Raw genomic sequence first — 18576 nt, 5'->3', positions numbered from 1 at the left:
CCACCGCCACTACTTCTACCTATGATTTTTGCTTTTAAGACATGATTAAATCCGCCACGTAAAAGCAAAGCTTCCATACCATTGATAAGATGAATTTGCGTATCAATTAAATAAGCACTAAGATTTTTAGTATAGGTGAGTTTTTTAAACTCAGCTACCAAGCTTTCTTTTTTCATTTTTAGAGCTAAATTTAGATTAACAAGTCTTTCATCAACACTTTCTTTAATCTCACCCTTTTCATCAAAATACTCAAAAAGCTCTAAAATAGCCTGTGGAATTTCTATTTTTAAAAGCCATTCTTTTAAACTTTCTTCAAATTTTAAGCCCTTTAAGTATCTAAAATACATACAGATTTTAATAAATTCAAAGCTTTGACTTAAATGTAAAATTCCTTGCTTGCTAAGATGAGTTAAAGCACTATTTAGCCCTTCTATCATAGGTGGAGGATTAAAATTAATCAGCGAAAGTTCGTTGATTCTTTTATAATGAAGCTTACTATCACCTTGTAAAAAAATTTCTTTATCTCTTGCAAAAAGTCCCCTAAAGTCTTCTATATAGCCATCTAAATCTAGCTTTTTAAAAAATTGCTCTTGCATTATTTATCTACCTTGCAATCTTTTATATCAAAAACATAGGCTTTAAATTGTTTATTTTTACCATTTGAAATAAAACTTTGCGTTCCATGCTCAAAGTTAAAATACTCTTTAGTGACATTAATATCTTTGCAAATTAGACTTTGTCCTTGTAAAAACGCATTGAGTGTTTCTTTTTTTAAAACACCACTTCTTGTGGCACTTAACTCAAATTTAATCGCAAAAGCAACCATCAAAATCAATACTAAAATCAAAAGATAATTACTAATCTTACCTATTTTTTTACGCAAAAAAACAAAAAAAAGTAAAATCGCAAAAAAAGCTAAGATATATAAAAAAATCTTAAACATACTTTCCCCTGAGCTTTATGCTAATATCTCCCGCACCAAAGCCTATTACCAAACCATTTTCAATCAACTCATCATCAAGATAAATAGCATTTTCTTTTCTTTTAATTTCTTTTATAAATTTAGCTTTTGGAAAGTATTTTTGCATATTAATCTCTATTTTAGTTTCCCCTGCTGCATACACAGGTAAAATATAAAGCTCATCAACATTTGCTAAAACTTCACTAAAATACTCTATATTTGCACTTAAACGCGTATAACGATGAGGCTCAAAAATAGCTATGATTTTTTCATATCCAGCTAGCCTTGCATACACACTTGCTGCTTTAAGTGTTGTTTTGATTTCTGTTGGATGATGCCCATAATCATCAATCAAAGCCATATTTTCATTTGCAAACAAAATATCAAATCTTTTTTTAATCCCTTGATATTTCAAAAGCTTAGTTCTTAGCTCTTCTGTGCTTATAAATTCACTCGCAACCAAAATAGCCAAAGCAGCGTCCATCGCCACATGCTCACCCATGCCAAAAACGCTAAATTCACCTAAATCTTTAAGTGTAAAATAGGTTTTTGGCTTAAAATTTTCTACTTTCATATAAATATTTGTGATATCTTTGCTTGGGTAAAGCTTTTTTGCATTATTTAAATTTAAACTTGATAAAAACTCATCTTCAGCATTAATCACTTGAATTTTAGACAAACGCAAAAAGTCTTCATAAGCTTTGTGTAATTTTTCAAGATCATTTCCATAATGATCTAAATGTTCTGCTTCAACATTAGTCACTATAGCCAAATAAGGATTTGAATTTAAAAAAGAACTATCACTCTCATCAGCTTCAAAGATGAGATTTTCACTTTCTTTATAAAGCATATTAGTGCCACTTTCTTTTAACACTGCACCAATAATCACAGAAGCTTCTATCAAGCTTGCTAAAATGCTTGAAGTTGTGCTTTTGCCATGAGCTCCCGCAACTGCAAAAACTCTCTTGTCTTTTAAAATCATAGGCAAGGCTTCTTTTCTTGAAAGTGTTGTGATGTTTTGTTTTTTTGCACTAATTAATTCTTCATTGTCTTCTTTGATAGCAGCTGAATACACCACTAAATCCACATCTTTGACATTGTCTTTATGATGAGGAATTTTTATATCTATACCTTCTTTTTCTAATTCTTTTGTGATTTTACTTTCTTTGATATCAGAACCACTAATCTTAAAGCCTTGTTCTTTTAAAAATCTCGCCAAAGCTGAAATTCCAATACCACCTATACCTATAAAATGAATTTTTTGCATTCTTGCCTCAAATTTTTTGAAAATTTAAGGCAAAATTCTATCATTTATTTACTAAAAATAAAATATAAAAAGCCCTTAGAGATAAAATCTCTCATTGTTTTTACTTTTTAAAAAACTAAAATAAATTTTATTCTTCATAATTTTTTATAAGCTTATCAAAACCCCATAAATTTCTAGCTTCATTTGCTTTACTAACTTCTACCACAAGCATTTCTTCTTGATCGCCAAGTTGCTCTTGCACTTCGCCAAAAGCATTAATAAAAAAGCTATCTCCATAAAATTTCCACTCATTTTCTTGCTTTAAATTACCTATACGATTAACCCTTAAAATGCTTGTTGAGTTTAAAAAGGCTCTTGTTTTTAAAAGTTCTAGCCATCTTTGATTACTTTCAAAAGTACTAGCTGTAGGAATGATGACTAAGTCTATCTTTTTTTTCATGATCATTTGCCAAAAGATATCAAAATGTGCCTCAAAGCCAAAAAGCAAAGCACATTTTAAGCCCTCATGTGTGAAAGTAAAAAGTTTAAGCTTATCAGTTTTTTTATTATTAAAAAATTTTTCTTCATTCCAGTGTGCATAAGGCATTAAAATTTGTTGTTCATATGCTTTTACATTTTGTGGGCTTACTTTTAAGCATAGTTTTTTTAAGCCATCATTTTCAACACTTATGAAAGGTGCAATAATGTTTAAATCATATTTTTTAGCAAGCTTTATCAAGCTTGCTTTTTTGCTTTGACTTTGCTCTTTGATCATACTTTTTGGCATAGTTTTTAGCTCACTAAAAAAGCTATTTAAAACATACTCACCTAAAACCACCAAATTCGCACCACTTTCCTTAGCAGCTTTTAGATAATAATCAAGCCTTGATTCACTCAAAGCCAAAGTGGGAAATTGCAAGGCTGCAACGCTACTCATCTACTTGCTCGATTTCTAATTTAGCATTTTCAAGCATAGTTCTTGCTTGTTTGATACTTTTTAAACCTTCTTTATAAATTTCCACACAAGTTTTAAGGTCTAAATCTTTATCGTTAAGTTTTTCCAAAGAAAGCTCAGCTTGTTTGATGTGATCTTCAAATTCCATTAATTACTTACCTTATAATTTGGTGCTTCAGCAGTGATAGTTACATCATGCACATGGCTTTCTTTTAACCCTGCTGCGGTGATTTCTACAAATTCAGCTCTTTCTTGGAAAGCTTTGATATCTACTGCGCCTACATAACCCATAGAAGATCTAAGCCCACCTAAAAGTTGATGCACTACGCTTTTTATACTTCCTACATAAGGCACCCTACCTTCAATACCTTCAGGCACAAGCTTATCTTGAGCCGTACCTTCTTGGAAATATCTATCTGAACTACCTTTTTGCATAGCGCCTAAGCTTCCCATACCACGATAACTCTTATATTGTCTTCCTTGATAAGTAAATAACTCACCTGGACTCTCATCAGTTCCTGCTAAAAGTGAACCTATCATCACACTACTTGCACCTGCTGCAATAGCTTTTGCAATATCGCCTGAATATTTTATACCCCCATCAGCGATTACTGGCACGCCGTATTTACTTGCTTCTATCGCACATTCATCTATAGCTGAAATTTGAGGCACACCCACACCTGAAACAATGCGTGTAGTACAAATACTTCCAGGCCCTATACCTATCTTAATAGCATCCGCACCTGCTTCACATAAATCTTTAACCGCTTTAGCACTTGCAACATTTCCTACTATTACATCTACATTAAATTCAGCCTTAATTGCTTTTAATGTATCAATAATCCCTTTAGAATGCCCATGCGCGCTATCCATTACTATAACATCAACTCCAGCTTCTACTAAAGCCTTTACACGATCAAGCTGACCCACACCCACAGCTGCAGCCACTCTTAATCTTCCATAGGCATCTTTATTTGAATTTGGATATTCTTTACGCTTTTTTAAATCTTTTATAGTGATTAAGCCTTCTAAGTGGTTATTTTCATCTACAATAGGAAGTTTTTCTACCTTATTAGTAGAAAAAATCCTTTCTGCATCATCTAAAGTAGAACCCTTTTTAGCAGTGATTAAAGGCATTTTTGTCATTACATTTTCTACTAAATTATCAAAATTAGTTTCAAATCTCAAATCACGATTAGTTAAAATTCCTATTAGAGTTTTATTCTCATCTACCACAGGAACTCCTGAAATTCTATATTCAGCCATGAGTTCTAATGCTTCTTTCACACTTGCTTTAGGTCCTATATAAATAGGATCCATAATCACGCCACTTTCACTTTTTTTAACTCTTTTTATCTCTCTAACTTGTGAAGCTATATCCATATTTTTATGGATTACCCCTATGCCACCAAGTCTTGCCATCATAATAGCGGCTCTATGCTCAGTAACTGTATCCATAGCAGCTGAAATTAAAGGCATATTTAAAGTGATATTTTTTGTAAGCCTTGTTTTAATATCTACTTCTTTAGGTAAAACCTCAGAATATTGAGGAACTAGCAAAACATCTTCAAAAGTCAAAGCGCGTTTGATGATTTTCATAATTTTTCCTTTATTTGTTTTTGATAATTTCTTCCAAGCTTAAAGCACCATCTAACAAAGTTTGCTCATCATAAGCTTTACATATAAGTTGAGCAGAGATATTAAGTCCATTTTCATTTTTTCCTACAGGTACACTAATACCACCAAGTCCTGCTAAATTCACTGAAATAGTAAATACATCTTCTAAATACATTTGCACCGGAGTTTTAATATCATTAAAGCCAAAAGCAACACTTGGAGCAACTGGCATAAAAATCAAATCACAATCATTTAAAATTTCTTCATATTTTTGCTTGATAAATCTTCTAGCCTTTTGTGCTTTGATATAGTATGCATCATAATACCCACTACTTAAAACAAAGGTTCCTAACAAAATTCTTCTTTTTACTTCCTCTCCAAAGCCCTCGCTTCTACTATTTACATACATTTGGCTAAGATTGTCACATTTTTCGCTTCTTCTACCATATCTTACGCCATCATAACGGCTTAAATTTGCACTTGCTTCAGCCGCTGCTATGATATAATAAGCCGCAACATCAAATGTAGAATCCATTAAGTCTTTATATACAATCTCATGGCCATTTGCTTTTAACATATCTATGGTTTTTAATAAGGCTTGTTTTACATCATCATTAGTTTGCTCTACATAGTTTTTAATCACAGCTATTTTTAGCTTTTTATTTGCATTTAGTTTTGGCGCGGTTGGTTCAAAAGCTATGTTTGCACTTGTGCTATCTTTTTCATCATAACCTGCAATAGCATCATATAAAATCGCAGCATCTTCAACATTTTGCGTTAAAACTCCGATTTGATCAAGGCTTGAAGAATACGCTGCTAAACCATACCTACTAACTCTTCCATAACTTGGCTTAAATCCAACACAACCACAAAATGCAGCAGGCTGTCTTACCGAACCACCCGTATCTGAACCCAAACTTGCCAAAGCTATCCCCGCAGCAACTGCAGTAGCACTCCCTCCACTACTTCCACCTGGGACTTTGGCATTATCAAGTGGGTTTAAAGTCTTACCATAAAAAGAAGTCGCACTCGTACTTCCCATAGCAAACTCATCCATATTACATCTTCCAAATGGAGCAAAATTATTTTTGCGTAAATTTACAATAGCACTTGCATCATAAGGAGCCACATAGCCTTGTAAAATTTTAGAACCACAAGTTAACTCCCAATCTTTTACACTAATATTATCTTTTATAGCTACTGGCACACCTGCACCTGAAGTGCTTAAGTCTTTATTTAAAAACTGCTCTACATAAGCACCTAAATGCTTTTGCTGATATGCTTTTTCATTTAATTCTTTTTTTAGATTTTCTAATTCTTCATTTGAAAATTTCAAAGCTTCTTTTAAAGTTACCATTATTTATCCTTAATTTTTTTAACCAAATAAAACAAAAAAAGCGTGATCAATAAAAAGCTCAATAAAGTAATCACCACCACGCTAAAAGGTAAAGCTTGCTCAAACATTTTTTGCTTTTTCCACGCTATTACATCTTGGACATAAGCATTCTTCTTCTTTTGCTAAAAACTTCCAACATCTTGGGCACTTGTGTAACGAAGAACGCACGATTTTAAAACTATGATCATCTATTTTAAACTCACTCAAAGCTTCTTTATCATCTAAGCTTTCTACCGAGCTTACCATAAACCAATCAGCTACTTCTTCAATATCTTCACTTAAAAGTTCATTTGCACTTGTTTGCAAGCTTAACTCTAGAGTTGATTTGATGATTTTATCTTTTTTTAACACATCAACAAGCTCAAAGAATTTTTCTCTTAATTTTATAAATAATTCATCCTCGATTTTATACTCATAATCAAAGCCATTTTTTAATACCAAATCAAACACATCTTTAGCATTTTCTTTAATAGCCACATTTGCATGCTCTAAAGCTTCATCTATGGTATAAGTTAGACTTGGAGCTAAAAGCGCAAAAAGTTTTCTAGCTATTAGCACCATAGCACTTTGCGCGCTTACTCTCTTTGTATCATCTTTTGCATTACAATATAATCTGTCTTTGCACACATCTAAGTAAATTCCACTTAAATCCGCACTTAAGAAATTTAAAAGCACACTAAAGCCTTTTGCAAATTCATATTTTTCAAAAGCAGCTTCACATGCTTCAAAAGCAACTTTTGCACGCATTAAAATCCACTTATCTAAAAGTGTGAAATTTTTTGTTTCTAAAAATTCCATATCATTAGTATTTGCAAGTAAAAATCTTATAGTATTTCTTATCTTTCTATACTGCTCGCTTACTTGTTTTAAGATATTATCTGAAATTTTTAAGTCCGTTGAATAATCACTAAGCATTATCCAAAGTCTTAAAATTTCTACCCCATAATTTTTAGCTACATTTTGAGGTAAAATCACATTACCCTTAGATTTACTCATTTTTTGACCCTTTTCATCAACAGTAAAGCCATGAGTAAGTATGTTTTTATATGGGGTTTTGTGATTGATAGCAGTAGAAATTAAAAGTGAGCTTTGAAACCACCCACGGTGCTGGTCACTTCCTTCAAGATACATTGAAGCTTGATATTCTCCTGCATCATATCTTGCTGAGTTTAATACTGCTTCCCAAGTACTACCACTATCAAACCAAACATCTAAAATATCATAAACTTTTTCTAAATTATTTGGATCATATTTGCTATTTGGCGGTAATAAATCTTTTATTTCTAAATCCCACCACGCATCAGCTCCATTTGCTTCAAAAATTCCCACTAAATGATCTAAAACATCATCATCAAAAATCACTTCTTTAGTGCTTTTATCTCTAAAAAACGCTATAGGCACACCCCAGTCTCTTTGTCTTGATATACACCAATCAGGGCGATTTTCTATCATAGAACTAAGTCTTTTTACACCACTTTCTGGGTAAAATTTCACATTATTTAACTGTTCTAGCGCTAGCTCTCTTAAAGATTTTCCATCTAGTTTTTTCTCATCCATTAAGATAAACCATTGTTTTGTAGCTCTATAAATAACCGGTTTATGTGTTCTCCAACAAAATGGATAAGAATGTGTAAATTTAGAACTTTCAAGCAAAGCTTCGCCAAGCAATTCTAAAATACGCTCATTTGCTTTAAAAATATGAAGTCCTATAAACTCATTTAGCAAATGTTCTGGTAAAAGTCCTTTAGCTCTTAGCGTTTCATCATAACACCCACCATCATCTACTGGCATAATCACTTCAATGCCATATTTTAAGCACACATAATAATCATCCTCACCATGTCCTGGTGCAGTATGCACAAGCCCTGTTCCACCTTCCATTAAAACATGATCGCCTAAAATAAGAGTGGATTTTCTTTGATTGAGTGGATTAATAGCACTTAAATTTTCAAATTCAGAACCCAAAAGTTCTTTTTGAATTTTTCCTTGAGTGAAGTTTTTATTGATCATATTTTCAAGTAAGGCTTTAGCAAAAATATAACCTTCTTTAGTAATAACATATTTTTCATTTGGATTTAAAGATATAGCTTGATTTGCTGGCAAAGTCCAAGGTGTGGTAGTCCAAATAACTGCTTTAGCTTTTTTTACACCTAGCTTTTCAAGGGAAGTCTTATCAAGCTCAAAAGCTACAAAAATAGAATAATCTTCTTTATCTTCATACTCCACTTCAGCTTCTGCTAATGCACTCTTAGCAGCCCAGCTCCAAAAAACAGGCTTGCTTCTTTCTAGCAAAAGTCCTTTTTTAGCGATTTTACATAAAGCTTTGTAAATATCTGCTTCAAAAGCATTTTTCATAGTCAAGTATGGCTCATCCCAATCAGCAATCACACCCAAAGACTTAAATTCATCTCTTTGGATATTTACAAATTCTCTCGCATGCTCTCTACAAAACTCACGAATTTCTTTTTTGCTTAAACTTTGCTTTTTATCTTTAAGCTTAACTTCAACTTGCTGTTCTATCGGTAAACCATGACAATCCCAACCCGGAGTAAAACGCACTTTTTTACCTTGAAAATAATGCATTTTTATGATGATATCTTTTAAAATTTTATTTAAAGCATGGCCAATATGCAAATGCCCATTAGCATAAGGAGGGCCATCATGCAAGGTAAAATTCTCACTTACCCCTTGTCTTTTTTGTTTCATTTTCTCATAAGCATAGTTGTTTTCAAACCACTTGCTAAAACGCTTAGGCTCAAGCTCTGCTAAATTTGCACGCATTGCAAAAGTCGTATTTGGAAGCAATAGCGTATCTTTATAATCCATATAATCCACCTTGAAAAATTTAAAAATAGTAAATTCTACTTAAAATACTTTTAATTTGCACTTATTTTTTTGTTATAATCGCAAGAAAAAAAGGAAAATCATGAAACATCTTATCATCATTATAGGTAGTGAAATTATTATTAATGAAAATTATATGCATTATATACAAGAAGAATACAAAAAGCAGTTTTTAGAACTTCATGAGTTAAAATTTATAAACAAACCTGACAAAGAACTTCCTTTTTTACTTGAAAAACTTTCTAAAAAATATGATTATATAACCATTTTTAGCATTAGTGAATACTATACAACCATAGCTAAAATCATAGCAACCTTAAATGATGATGTTTTAATCTTAGAAAATGATACTTTAGTGCCTTCAAAAGCTTTGCGTGAAAAAAATTCCTTTTTAAGTTCTTTTGAGCAATGCCATATTAATTTATTAAATATAAATATAGAACAAAAATTGCCTATGATTTTACAAAATCCTGAACTTGACTATGCGTATTTTTGTCTTTTAGATATAGATGAAATGAGCGCAAATATCCTACTTAGCACACTTACTACTTCTTTTGAAATTCAAACTAGCTCAAGTGCATTATTAGATAATCTCATTTGTATTAGAGCAAGCACTAGTCAGTATGGAAAACTAGAGGGCTTTTTAAAAGGAGTTTTTAAACTTTTTACGGGAAAAGTATTTTTAGGAAATGATCCTATTAAATTTATAGCCAAAAAACTTTTAGAAAAAAACTTAAAAATTTCCTTTGCAGAAAGTTGCACCGCAGGACTTTGTGCTTCAAAATTTGCTGAAAATTCAGGAATTTCTAATATATTTGAGGGTTCTTTGATCACTTATTCTAATCGTTTAAAAAATTCTTGGCTTGGGGTGAGCAATGATACCTTAGAAAGTGTTGGGGAATATTCTGATCGTTGTATTTATTTTATGTTAAAAGGGGTTTTTAAAACCACAAATTGTGATTTTGCTTTAGCGCTTAGTGGGGTAGCTGGAGAAGAAAATGATAAAAATACCAAAGCAGGCACCATCTACATAGGAGCTATGTATAAAGATGGAACCTTTTTACAAGAATGCATTCATATACAAGGCAATAGAAACTATACAAGAGAGCAAGCTAGTTTGGCTGCATATTGTTTAATGCTTAGATTAAAACCTGAAATTTTCTTTGGGGTTTAAATAAACCTTGTGTACTAAAATTCGTACATTTTTAAAAATTTAAACATTATTGCAGAAATTTAATCTTATTTTCTAAAACACTTTTTGGGGTAAGTCCGATGAATTTTTCATTTATTTTACCTTTTTCATCATAAAAAACTATCACAGGCACGCCATAAATTCCATCCACAGCTTTAGACAAAAATGAACTTGCTTTAGCTTCATATAAAAGTGGTAAATCTAACTTTTTTTCCAAAAGAATTTTTTGAGCTTCTTCTTTTGACTTAACTCCATTTAACACCGCTAAAATAGGAAAATTTCTTTCCTTATAAAGCTCGTTTAGCATAGAAATTTGCGCATTACACGCACCACAATCTTGCGTGAAAAAAAATAAAGCATAAGCTTGATTTGCATTTTGTGTTTTTAAGGTTTTTTCAAAACCATCATATTTGAAAGTATAGTTTTGATTTGAATTTAAGGTTTGAAATTCGTTATTTGAGCATGCACTAAAGAAAAAAATGCTTATTAAAGCCAAGAAGCAATAGAAGCTTTTAGTTGCGACCATGGTTTTTCTCCTATGATTTTATCTTGTACAACACCATCTTTAATGACAAAAGTAGTTGGCACTGCAAAAACGCTAAATCTTTGCCATGAGATATCTAAATCATCTTGCAAAAATGTGATATTTTTGTAATCATATTTTGTAGCAAATTCTTCAAAATCCTTACCCTTATCTATAGAATCAAGCGCTAAAATAGTCATTTTTTTAGGATATTCGTTAGCTAGTTTTTCCAAAAGCGGTAAGTCTTTTAAACAAGATGCACAACCTTGCTCCACAAAAGTTAAAACGATAAGATTATCAAAATCAGCTAGTTTGATTTTCTCACCTTGTAAATTTTTTGCTGCGATTTCTGGTGCTTTTAAGCCTATTTTACCACCATTTTTATTGTTGTTTTCAAAACACGCACTTAAAAAAACTAAACATAAACAAGCTAAAATTATACTTTTAATTTTCACTTTTCATCACTCCATGGCTTAAAATGATAGTTCTATCAGCAAAGGTAGCTAAGTCTGGATTATGAGTGATTAAAACTATGGTTTTGCCATCTTGTTTTAATTTACAAAAAAGTTCTAGAATGTTTTTTTCATTTGCCTCATCTAAATTTCCAGTTGGCTCATCTGCTAATAAAATTTCAGGATCATTCACTAAAGCTCTTGCTATACATAGTCTTTGTTGCTCCCCGCCGCTTAGTTGGCTTGGTAAATGCGTAAGTCTGTGTGAAAGCCCTACTTTTTCTAGCGCCATTATAGCGTCTTTTTGTTCTATACTTGAGTGATAAAACTGAGCTAGCATAACATTTTCTAAGGCATTTAAATAAGGTATTAAATGAAATTGTTGAAAAATCAAACCTATTTTTTCTCTTCTAATCACGCTTTTTTCTTCTTCGCTTAAATTTCCAACTTCTTTATCATCTAAAAAATACTCCCCACTACTTTGAGTATCCATCAAAGAAAGTATATTTAAAAGTGTTGATTTACCTGAACCTGATGGGCCCATAATGGCTAGCCATTCGCCTTGCTTTACTTCTAGGTTGATATTTTGTAAAGCTTTAACTTCATTAAAATTACGATTTAAATTTGAAATTTTTATAATATTTTTCATCACTCACCCTTTAAATTTTCACAAACATTGATTTTTAAGGCTTTTTTTAGCGGTAAAATACTTGCAAAAAAAGCAAATACCAAAGAAACAAGTACCGCAAAAAATACTGAAAGCAATCTAAAATCTATACTTGCATTAAAAATCAAATACCCAAAAATATTTGCCAAAAAATACCCACAAAAAGCACCAAGCAAACTCGCACTTAAACTTAAAATAAACACTTCAGCTCCAAAGAGCTTGATGATTTCTTTATGCTTAGCCCCTAGTGCAAGGTGCAAGGCTATTTCTTTTTTTCTTGAAAAAATCACTGCACTAAGAGTGGTATTTACACTCAAAGAACTAATGAGCAAAATAGTTAAACTAATCAAAGCCATCAAAGCCTTGATCTTTTCTAAAATCACACCTTCACTAATGGATACTGAAGCTATGACTTTGGCTTCTACATTAGCCTTGCTAAGCTCTTTTGCTTTTTGATCTAAGCTTTCATAATCACCTAGTAAAATAGCTTGAGCATAATTTATCACTTCTTTAGCTGCTAATTCTTGCGCTTTTTTTAAAGAAATGATTAAAACCCCATCTTGCTCATCATTGCTTCTTAAAATAGCTTTGATTTTTACTTTGACTATTTTAGATATACTTGGGTTGTAAATTTGTAATTCTTGTCCTATTTTAAGCTCTAATTGTTTAGCTAAATCAGCCCCCACAAAGGCACTATCTTCACTAAAATCACTCAAAGAAAAGCTTCCTTTTAAAACTTCCATAAAAGGCTTGGTAAGCTTTAAATTTGCAAAATCAACCCCAACAACTACCGCACTTGAACTTTCAAGATTATAAAAACCATATAAAAATGGGGTTAAAGCTTTTGCTTTCAAGTTTTCTTTGGCTTGATTAAATTCATCCATGCTTAAAAGCTCATCATCTTTTGGCGTGATGATAAAATTAGCTCCATAAGCTTTTAATTCTTTGGACAATTTTGTGTCAATATCAAAATAAATATTAAAAAACGAAGCACTTACCATAGCACCCATGAACACAGCTATAAAAATAATACAAACTCTTTTATAAGAAAAAATAAGAGATTTAAAAACCTCTTGCATAAAAAAATTATTTCCCATATAAAACCTCTGAAGTAGAAAGTTTAGAAATTCCTTTGATAGAAAACAAACACCCTAAAAATACTATAAGCACTGCAAAAAATAAACAAATTGGCAGGATAATCCAAGAAATTTCAATGATATGTTCAAATATACTCAAGGCGATAATCTCTGACATACCTATACCAAAAGCAAAGCCCAAAACAGCCCCAACTAAAGCTACCACAACCCCTTCTAGTGCAAAAATCATATAAATTTGCAAAGTGCTAGCACCCAAAGCTTTTAAAAGTCCTATTTCGCTTTTTCTTCTAAAAATATCTGCACTCATTAAAGATGATATGGCTATGGAAGCTACGATTAAACATATAATGCTAACTACACCCATTAAAGATTGAATTTTAGATACTATCAAACTTTCTGCATCTGAAATCGCACTCACTACTTTTGTGCTAGCACCTTTAAAATCTTCTGCGATTTGATAAGCAATAGAACTTACATAAGCAGTGCAATACCACTGATCATACTCAAGCTGATTAAGACTATCTACATCGCGTCTTGCTTTTTGTGCTAAATCATTTTCAGGTATAGTTAAAGCTGAAACTTCTGCTTTAGCAAATAAACCTTCTTTTTTAGAAAGTTTTTGCGCTAAAAGTAAAGAAGTAATGATTTTATTTGAAAAGGCTTGAGTTAAGTCTATAATACCAACAATTTTTACTTTAAAAAATTGTTCATTTTGTATCAGGGTGATTTCATCATCTATTTTTAAATCATATTTTTGCGCTAAGTCTTTTCCTAGCATTATTTCATCTAAACTATCATCTTTTGGATAATTTCCTTTGATTTGACTATATTTGTATAATTCTTTAATACCCGCATAAAAATCATCATCATCTTGCACCTTTATAGCCTTATCAAAATAAGTTCCCACTAAAGAGATATTTTCATAATTTGCATTTGGAGTTTGAATTTTTACTTGGGTATCTAAAAATGGTGCAAAGGCGTTGATATTATTTCTCCAAAAAATTTCTTTTATAGTATGGAGTTTGCTTTCTTCTAAAAAATTTTGATTTTTCAAAGGCTCATAGATTTTATTACCCACTTCCACACTTAAACTTGCACCTTTAGGTAAAACTAAAATATTTGATCCGTAACTTCTTAATTCTTTTGTGATTTCATTACCTATGCCCAAAGTAAGATTTAACATAGTAGCCATAAGTAAAGTAGCTAAAAAAATCGTTAGCAAAGCAAGAGATTTTTGAATTTTATTTTGAAAAATGGAATTTTTTACAATCTTAATTTGCATAGTCATTTCCTAATAAATTATGAATTCTATATCTTGATGTTTTATTCATATCAATGTATTTTAAAGGATCGTTTTTAAACTCTTCATAGTTTTTTTCATTAGCAAAAAAATATGTTCTACCTTTATAAACATAAGATCTTGGTGCTTTTAAATTAATTAATTCAGTATTGTCAATAGGATCATAAACTTTCTTTTCTACTACTTGAGTGAAAAAATTTACCCCATCTAAAATTTCTGAAAAAGGTATGATAACTTTACCATTTTCAAATTTATATTTCATAGGGATAGGATTGCACCCACCTGCCTTACCTACACTTGGTAAGAAAATTCTAACATTACATGAAATACAAATTAACTCTCCACCTTTTTTAACATACCCCATATCTCCACATATACTACAAGCATCAAAAACCGCTACTGGCGAGTCTTTATCTTCTCTTTTGTTAATTAAGAAAAATCTCACTACCTTACCCTCATCGCTAATATAAGCAAAGCGATGTAAGTTATTATCTCTTAAAATCGCTACATCAAAGACAAATTCATCATTTTCATTTGGCTCTACATAGGTTGGTTCATCTATGGTTACCGGTCTTGAAGCATGTAAGTCATAAAAGAGAAAAATACAAAGACTTAAAATCATAGCACTAAAAATACTTGCGCTAAAGCTAGTTATAGTTGAATTTTTTGCTTGATTTTTTCTAAATTCTATATCAAAATCTTTTTTCTTAGTATTTTCTCCCACTCTTTGTTTTAGAGCTAAGACTATACAAATAAACAATAATAAAAACCATATATATGTATAAAATTTAGCATAATATACGCTTTTTGCCACATAGCTTAAATACAAACTTTCTGTTTCTATCACACCTTCTCTCATAAGGTGTAATAAAATTTGAGCTAAAACTTCATTTAGATAAAAAATCACAATAATAAATAAAAATAAATTTAAAAACTTAAATTTAAATTCCCTTAACCATCTTGTAAAAAGATAAGCCCCAAAACACACAACAAAAGCAAGCAAAATAAGCCCAAAAGAACTAATCGCTAAAGAATCTAAAAAATTAGTGCTTAATATAGGAAAGTCTATAGAAATATGTAAATATTTTATACCAAAAGCAAAAGATAATAAAAAAAGCAAAATAGTTTGAATTTTTTCTTTTAAAAAATTATTTTTTATAAAAGAAAAAATGATAACACTTAAAAACAATAAAACAAATAAAACATCATTAGAAAAATACAACAAATCATAACTTAGTGTTTTAGCGCTAATAAAAAAAGCAAAATAAGAAAAAACAAAACCCACAAAAGCAAGTTTAAACACTAAAGAATTTTTTAGATTATAAAAAAATAAAGCACTTAAAAGTGCGTAAGAAAAAAATACTCCAAAAAAATGTACAAAATAAATCGACATGGGCTCTTCTTTGATAGAATTTATTTATAAAATCAATAATTTTATAAATAAACCCTAGCAAAAAGCTAGGGAAAAAATCACTTAGGTTTTCCTGTGTATTTAAAGTTGTATTTAACTGAAAATGGCTCAAACCATTTGCCAACACCCGTTTCTTTATCAACATGGCGTCCAAAACCTTGTTTTTCTGGGCTTTCTATTAAAAATACTAACTCGTAATTTCCAATACCTGTATCCATTTTTAAATTTGCACCATAGTGAGGACCATCATCTGCTACCATAGGCATAAGAGTTCCTGTTTTTACTTTACCATTATCAAGATTAGTTAGCTTATAAGCTATAGTTAAATAAGGAATCCAAAAACCTTCTGGAAAGCCATTTTTATTGCCCTTTAATGCATGAATATCTGCTTCAAGGTGAATATCTGCTAAACTTGCTGCAAGATCAATCCCTCTTGGCTCCATTTCGATTGGCTGTAAATAAACTGCTGCTATTTCCATACCATTTAATTCATAAGGATCGCCAATTGGCACCTCTGCTGCAAAAACTGAACTAGCTAAAATACTAGCTGCTGCACCCAAACTTAATAAAGTTTTTTTCATATTTTTTCCCTTTTATTTGAAATTTGCTTTGTTATAAAAATACCCATAATGAGTAAGATTAAAACCATAAACTGAGGTATGATGCTCTCATAGTAAGGATAAATTCCAAGCCATAAAATTCCTTCAAAATCAAAAGGAAGTAAGCTTGGTGTAATAACCTTGGCTTCTATGAGCTCACCAATGCCTTTGCCTGTAAAGACAAAGACCATATAAAAAATAATGTATGAAGTTATATAGAAAAATTGTTTTACTGGTATTTTTAAAGCACCAGCTTTTAATAAATAATAAAGTATTATAAGTATAATTAATCCACTAGCTAATCCTATAAATATAAAACTATAATCTGTGCTTGTTTTTGCATCAAATAATAAAGCTTGATAAAAAAGAATAGTTTCAGCACCTTCTCTGTATACAGCTAAAAACACACTAAACCATAAGGTTTTTGCTGAATTATTTGAGATAGCTTCAACTGCTTGAATTTTTACATAATTTGCCCATTTTTTATTTTGCGCATTTGATAAAAGCCAAAAACCGACATAAAATAGTAATACAACAGCCACAAGCATAGTAATGCCCTCTAAAAATTCTCTACTTTGCCCTGCTTGTTCTTTAAAAATCCATGAAATAAAAAATGCAGTTACAAAACTTAAAAACACTCCACTCCAAAGTGCTGAATATACTATATTTAAACGCTTTTTATTGCCACTTTGAACTAGGTATGAAACTATAGCTACAATGATAATTAAAGCTTCCAAACCCTCTCTTAAAATAATACCTAAAGCCCATATAAATAAAGACATAGGCGAAGATTCTTGAATTTTATCCAAAGAGCCTTCCACTAAGGCACTAAGCTCGTCAAAATTTTGTTTTAATTCTTCTTTAGAAGCACTTGCTTTAATAAGCGCAACACCTTTTGAAAAATAACTTTCTATTTTTAATTTTAAAGCACTATCAATAGCGCCAATTTTACTTTCCATACCACTTGCTTCAAAAATATCCAAATACACATTTTGTAAAGCATCTATACTATTTAAACTAAATCCCTCATAATTTTGCAAAATATCATTAAGAGCAATTTTCATATCATCATATACTTTAGTATAGTTTTTAGTACTCATAGTACTTTCATCAAAGCCTTTAACTTGAAGCAAAGCTAATTCTTCTTTAGGCAAAGCTAAAAACGCTTCATATAATAAATCTGATATGTTTGAAATTTCATCTCTAATAGTTTTTTCATCTAAAGTATTAGCATTGATTTTTCTTATAATAGTTCTAAGTTTAGTTTGAATTTTTTTATCCACTCCTGCTTTAGTATATCTTGCTACTAAAACTTCTACTTTTGAGTTTCTATAATCTTCAAACAATGCTGATTGAATCAAATCTTTAGCTTTTTGATAGTCTTTATTTACAAAAGCTAATACAGCCTGATCAAGCTTTGAAATCATAGAATCCATTAAAAATTGCAACCTTGCATCCAAAGCTGAAGCTTCTTGCAAAGCTAACAATGCTTCATCTTTTTGAGCGTCTTGCTCTTGAGCAATCAAACTTTGAGTTGAATTTTGTGAAGTTTGCTCTTTAACATTCTCTCCAAGCAAAGCCGCAAACATCGCTTCAGCTTGTGCTTGGCGTTCTTTTTCTGCTTTTAAAGATGAGTTTTCAGCTGCTTTTTTATCATAATTTACATCACTAGCTTCAGCTTTAAGCTGAAAACCCTTTTCTAAAATAGGAACTATTTCATCTAAATCAAAATACAAACTACTAATCAAAGCTTCTATTTTAGAAAAATCTTCTTTATCTTTATATAACTTTCTTAAATTAACAAATTTACGCTCCATAACAATGGCTTTTCTACCGACATTACGCCCAATAGAACCTTCCATGGTTTCAAAATGCTGAAAGTATGCATCTTCTGCCTTTTTTTTCGCTTCTAAATTTTTATTTTCTTTATATAAAATCATACTTTCATTTAAAATTTGTTTGATTGCTTGGGCTTCTTTTTGATAATCAATCTCTCTAGCATAAACAATAGAACAAAATAAAAAAATCATTAACAAACTTATTTTTTTAAACACTATTTTACTCCGAAATGATATTCATTTTTAAAATCATAGTCGCAAGTATAGTACTAGCTTTCTTAAATTTAGATAAACATTATCATTATTTATTTCATAATAAATAATACAAAAATACTACAAAATGCTACTTTTAGCTACAAAATAAGCTAAAAAATTCTTATTTTTAAGAATATTGTTTATTTTTTATTTATTTTAATCATAAAAATAAGTTTTTATTTGCTAATATGTGTTGTTTTTAAAATTACAAGGAGTTTTTGTG

General features: G+C 30.8%; 16 protein-coding genes and 1 pseudogene. 1 reads left to right on the top strand and 16 read right to left on the bottom strand.

From position 1 onward, the window contains the following. The 8 genes and pseudogenes from CAMP18497_RS00700 to ileS all read right to left on the bottom strand — a co-directional run. Positions 1-596 (bottom strand): annotated as a pseudogene (locus tag CAMP18497_RS00700) (endonuclease MutS2); the annotation flags it as partial. Continuing rightward, complete coding sequence (locus CAMP18497_RS00695) at positions 596-943, bottom strand: hypothetical protein (protein ID WP_337212118.1); 348 nt, start codon at positions 941-943, stop codon at positions 596-598. The gene CAMP18497_RS00695 and the pseudogene CAMP18497_RS00700, both read right to left, overlap by 1 nt. After that, positions 936-2228, bottom strand: coding sequence for a UDP-N-acetylmuramate--L-alanine ligase (gene murC, locus CAMP18497_RS00690; protein ID WP_337212117.1), 1293 nt, complete (start codon positions 2226-2228; stop codon positions 936-938). Before murC ends, CAMP18497_RS00695 begins: the two co-directional genes overlap by 8 nt. A gap of 127 nt (positions 2229-2355) precedes the next feature. Then, entirely contained in the window at positions 2356-3144 is a 789-nt protein-coding gene (locus tag CAMP18497_RS00685; protein WP_337212116.1) for a carbon-nitrogen hydrolase family protein, read from the bottom strand. Then, complete coding sequence (xseB, locus tag CAMP18497_RS00680) at positions 3137-3310, bottom strand: exodeoxyribonuclease VII small subunit (protein ID WP_039628709.1); 174 nt, start codon at positions 3308-3310, stop codon at positions 3137-3139. Before xseB ends, CAMP18497_RS00685 begins: the two co-directional genes overlap by 8 nt. Continuing rightward, positions 3310-4761, bottom strand: a complete 1452-nt coding sequence (gene guaB, locus CAMP18497_RS00675) for an IMP dehydrogenase (protein WP_337212115.1) — start codon at positions 4759-4761, stop codon at positions 3310-3312. The genes xseB and guaB overlap by 1 nt, the downstream gene beginning before the upstream one ends. 10 nt (positions 4762-4771) lie before the next feature. After that, positions 4772-6136, bottom strand: a complete 1365-nt coding sequence (gatA, locus tag CAMP18497_RS00670) for an Asp-tRNA(Asn)/Glu-tRNA(Gln) amidotransferase subunit GatA (protein ID WP_337212114.1) — start codon at positions 6134-6136, stop codon at positions 4772-4774. A gap of 99 nt (positions 6137-6235) precedes the next feature. Continuing rightward, complete coding sequence (gene ileS / locus CAMP18497_RS00665) at positions 6236-9001, bottom strand: isoleucine--tRNA ligase (protein WP_337212113.1); 2766 nt, start codon at positions 8999-9001, stop codon at positions 6236-6238. Positions 9002-9101: 100 nt separating this feature from the next. On the opposite strand from ileS, the gene CAMP18497_RS00660 reads away from it, so the two are divergent. Next, complete coding sequence (locus tag CAMP18497_RS00660; protein ID WP_337212112.1) at positions 9102-10193, top strand: CinA family protein; 1092 nt, start codon at positions 9102-9104, stop codon at positions 10191-10193. Between the two features lie 46 nt (positions 10194-10239). Here CAMP18497_RS00660 and CAMP18497_RS00655 read toward each other — a convergent pair whose 3' ends face one another. From CAMP18497_RS00655 to CAMP18497_RS00620, 8 genes are all read right to left on the bottom strand, one after another. Further along, positions 10240-10707, bottom strand: coding sequence for a TlpA family protein disulfide reductase (locus CAMP18497_RS00655; RefSeq protein ID WP_337212111.1), 468 nt, complete (start codon positions 10705-10707; stop codon positions 10240-10242). After that, positions 10698-11189: a TlpA family protein disulfide reductase gene (locus tag CAMP18497_RS00650; protein WP_263706905.1), complete on the bottom strand. Its 492-nt coding sequence runs from the start codon at positions 11187-11189 to the stop codon at positions 10698-10700. Before CAMP18497_RS00650 ends, CAMP18497_RS00655 begins: the two co-directional genes overlap by 10 nt. Further along, positions 11179-11835: an ABC transporter ATP-binding protein gene (locus tag CAMP18497_RS00645; protein ID WP_012661870.1), complete on the bottom strand. Its 657-nt coding sequence runs from the start codon at positions 11833-11835 to the stop codon at positions 11179-11181. The genes CAMP18497_RS00650 and CAMP18497_RS00645 overlap by 11 nt, the downstream gene beginning before the upstream one ends. Next, entirely contained in the window at positions 11835-12950 is a 1116-nt protein-coding gene (locus CAMP18497_RS00640; RefSeq protein WP_337212110.1) for an ABC transporter permease, read from the bottom strand. Before CAMP18497_RS00640 ends, CAMP18497_RS00645 begins: the two co-directional genes overlap by 1 nt. Further along, positions 12940-14232, bottom strand: a complete 1293-nt coding sequence (locus CAMP18497_RS00635) for an ABC transporter permease (RefSeq protein ID WP_337212109.1) — start codon at positions 14230-14232, stop codon at positions 12940-12942. Before CAMP18497_RS00635 ends, CAMP18497_RS00640 begins: the two co-directional genes overlap by 11 nt. Further along, complete coding sequence (locus CAMP18497_RS00630) at positions 14222-15643, bottom strand: Fe-S-containing protein (RefSeq protein WP_337212108.1); 1422 nt, start codon at positions 15641-15643, stop codon at positions 14222-14224. The genes CAMP18497_RS00635 and CAMP18497_RS00630 overlap by 11 nt, the downstream gene beginning before the upstream one ends. A gap of 77 nt (positions 15644-15720) precedes the next feature. Continuing rightward, on the bottom strand, positions 15721-16242 hold the full coding sequence (locus CAMP18497_RS00625; RefSeq protein ID WP_012661874.1) for a ferrirhodotorulic acid transporter, periplasmic binding protein: 522 nt from the start codon (positions 16240-16242) through the stop codon (positions 15721-15723). Continuing rightward, positions 16239-18290: an FTR1 family iron permease gene (locus tag CAMP18497_RS00620; RefSeq protein ID WP_337212107.1), complete on the bottom strand. Its 2052-nt coding sequence runs from the start codon at positions 18288-18290 to the stop codon at positions 16239-16241. Before CAMP18497_RS00620 ends, CAMP18497_RS00625 begins: the two co-directional genes overlap by 4 nt. Between the last annotated feature and the right edge of the window lie 286 nt (positions 18291-18576).

This window comes from Campylobacter sp. W0066.1, from assembly GCF_024723635.1.
GTDB classification, from domain to species: domain Bacteria; phylum Campylobacterota; class Campylobacteria; order Campylobacterales; family Campylobacteraceae; genus Campylobacter_D; species Campylobacter_D lari_C.
Note: the sequence above shows the minus strand (reverse complement) of the source record. Positions and strands in the feature narration are given on the sequence as shown.

What these genes read in the sequence shown, in the direction of transcription:
- murC (WP_337212117.1), bottom strand. Translation starts at nt 2,228, where the DNA reads ATGCAAAAAATTCATTTTATAGGTATAGGTGGTATTGGAATTTCAGCT.
- CAMP18497_RS00625 (WP_012661874.1), bottom strand. Translation starts at nt 16,242, where the DNA reads ATGAAAAAAACTTTATTAAGTTTGGGTGCAGCAGCTAGTATTTTAGCT.
- CAMP18497_RS00635 (WP_337212109.1), bottom strand. Translation starts at nt 14,232, where the DNA reads ATGCAAATTAAGATTGTAAAAAATTCCATTTTTCAAAATAAAATTCAA.
- guaB (WP_337212115.1), bottom strand. Translation starts at nt 4,761, where the DNA reads ATGAAAATCATCAAACGCGCTTTGACTTTTGAAGATGTTTTGCTAGTT.
- xseB (WP_039628709.1), bottom strand. Translation starts at nt 3,310, where the DNA reads ATGGAATTTGAAGATCACATCAAACAAGCTGAGCTTTCTTTGGAAAAA.
- CAMP18497_RS00630 (WP_337212108.1), bottom strand. Translation starts at nt 15,643, where the DNA reads ATGTCGATTTATTTTGTACATTTTTTTGGAGTATTTTTTTCTTACGCA.
- CAMP18497_RS00640 (WP_337212110.1), bottom strand. Translation starts at nt 12,950, where the DNA reads ATGGGAAATAATTTTTTTATGCAAGAGGTTTTTAAATCTCTTATTTTT.
- ileS (WP_337212113.1), bottom strand. Translation starts at nt 9,001, where the DNA reads ATGGATTATAAAGATACGCTATTGCTTCCAAATACGACTTTTGCAATG.
- gatA (WP_337212114.1), bottom strand. Translation starts at nt 6,136, where the DNA reads ATGGTAACTTTAAAAGAAGCTTTGAAATTTTCAAATGAAGAATTAGAA.
- CAMP18497_RS00620 (WP_337212107.1), bottom strand. Translation starts at nt 18,290, where the DNA reads ATGATTTTTTTATTTTGTTCTATTGTTTATGCTAGAGAGATTGATTAT.
- CAMP18497_RS00695 (WP_337212118.1), bottom strand. Translation starts at nt 943, where the DNA reads ATGTTTAAGATTTTTTTATATATCTTAGCTTTTTTTGCGATTTTACTT.
- CAMP18497_RS00685 (WP_337212116.1), bottom strand. Translation starts at nt 3,144, where the DNA reads ATGAGTAGCGTTGCAGCCTTGCAATTTCCCACTTTGGCTTTGAGTGAA.
- CAMP18497_RS00645 (WP_012661870.1), bottom strand. Translation starts at nt 11,835, where the DNA reads ATGAAAAATATTATAAAAATTTCAAATTTAAATCGTAATTTTAATGAA.
- CAMP18497_RS00660 (WP_337212112.1), top strand. Translation starts at nt 9,102, where the DNA reads ATGAAACATCTTATCATCATTATAGGTAGTGAAATTATTATTAATGAA.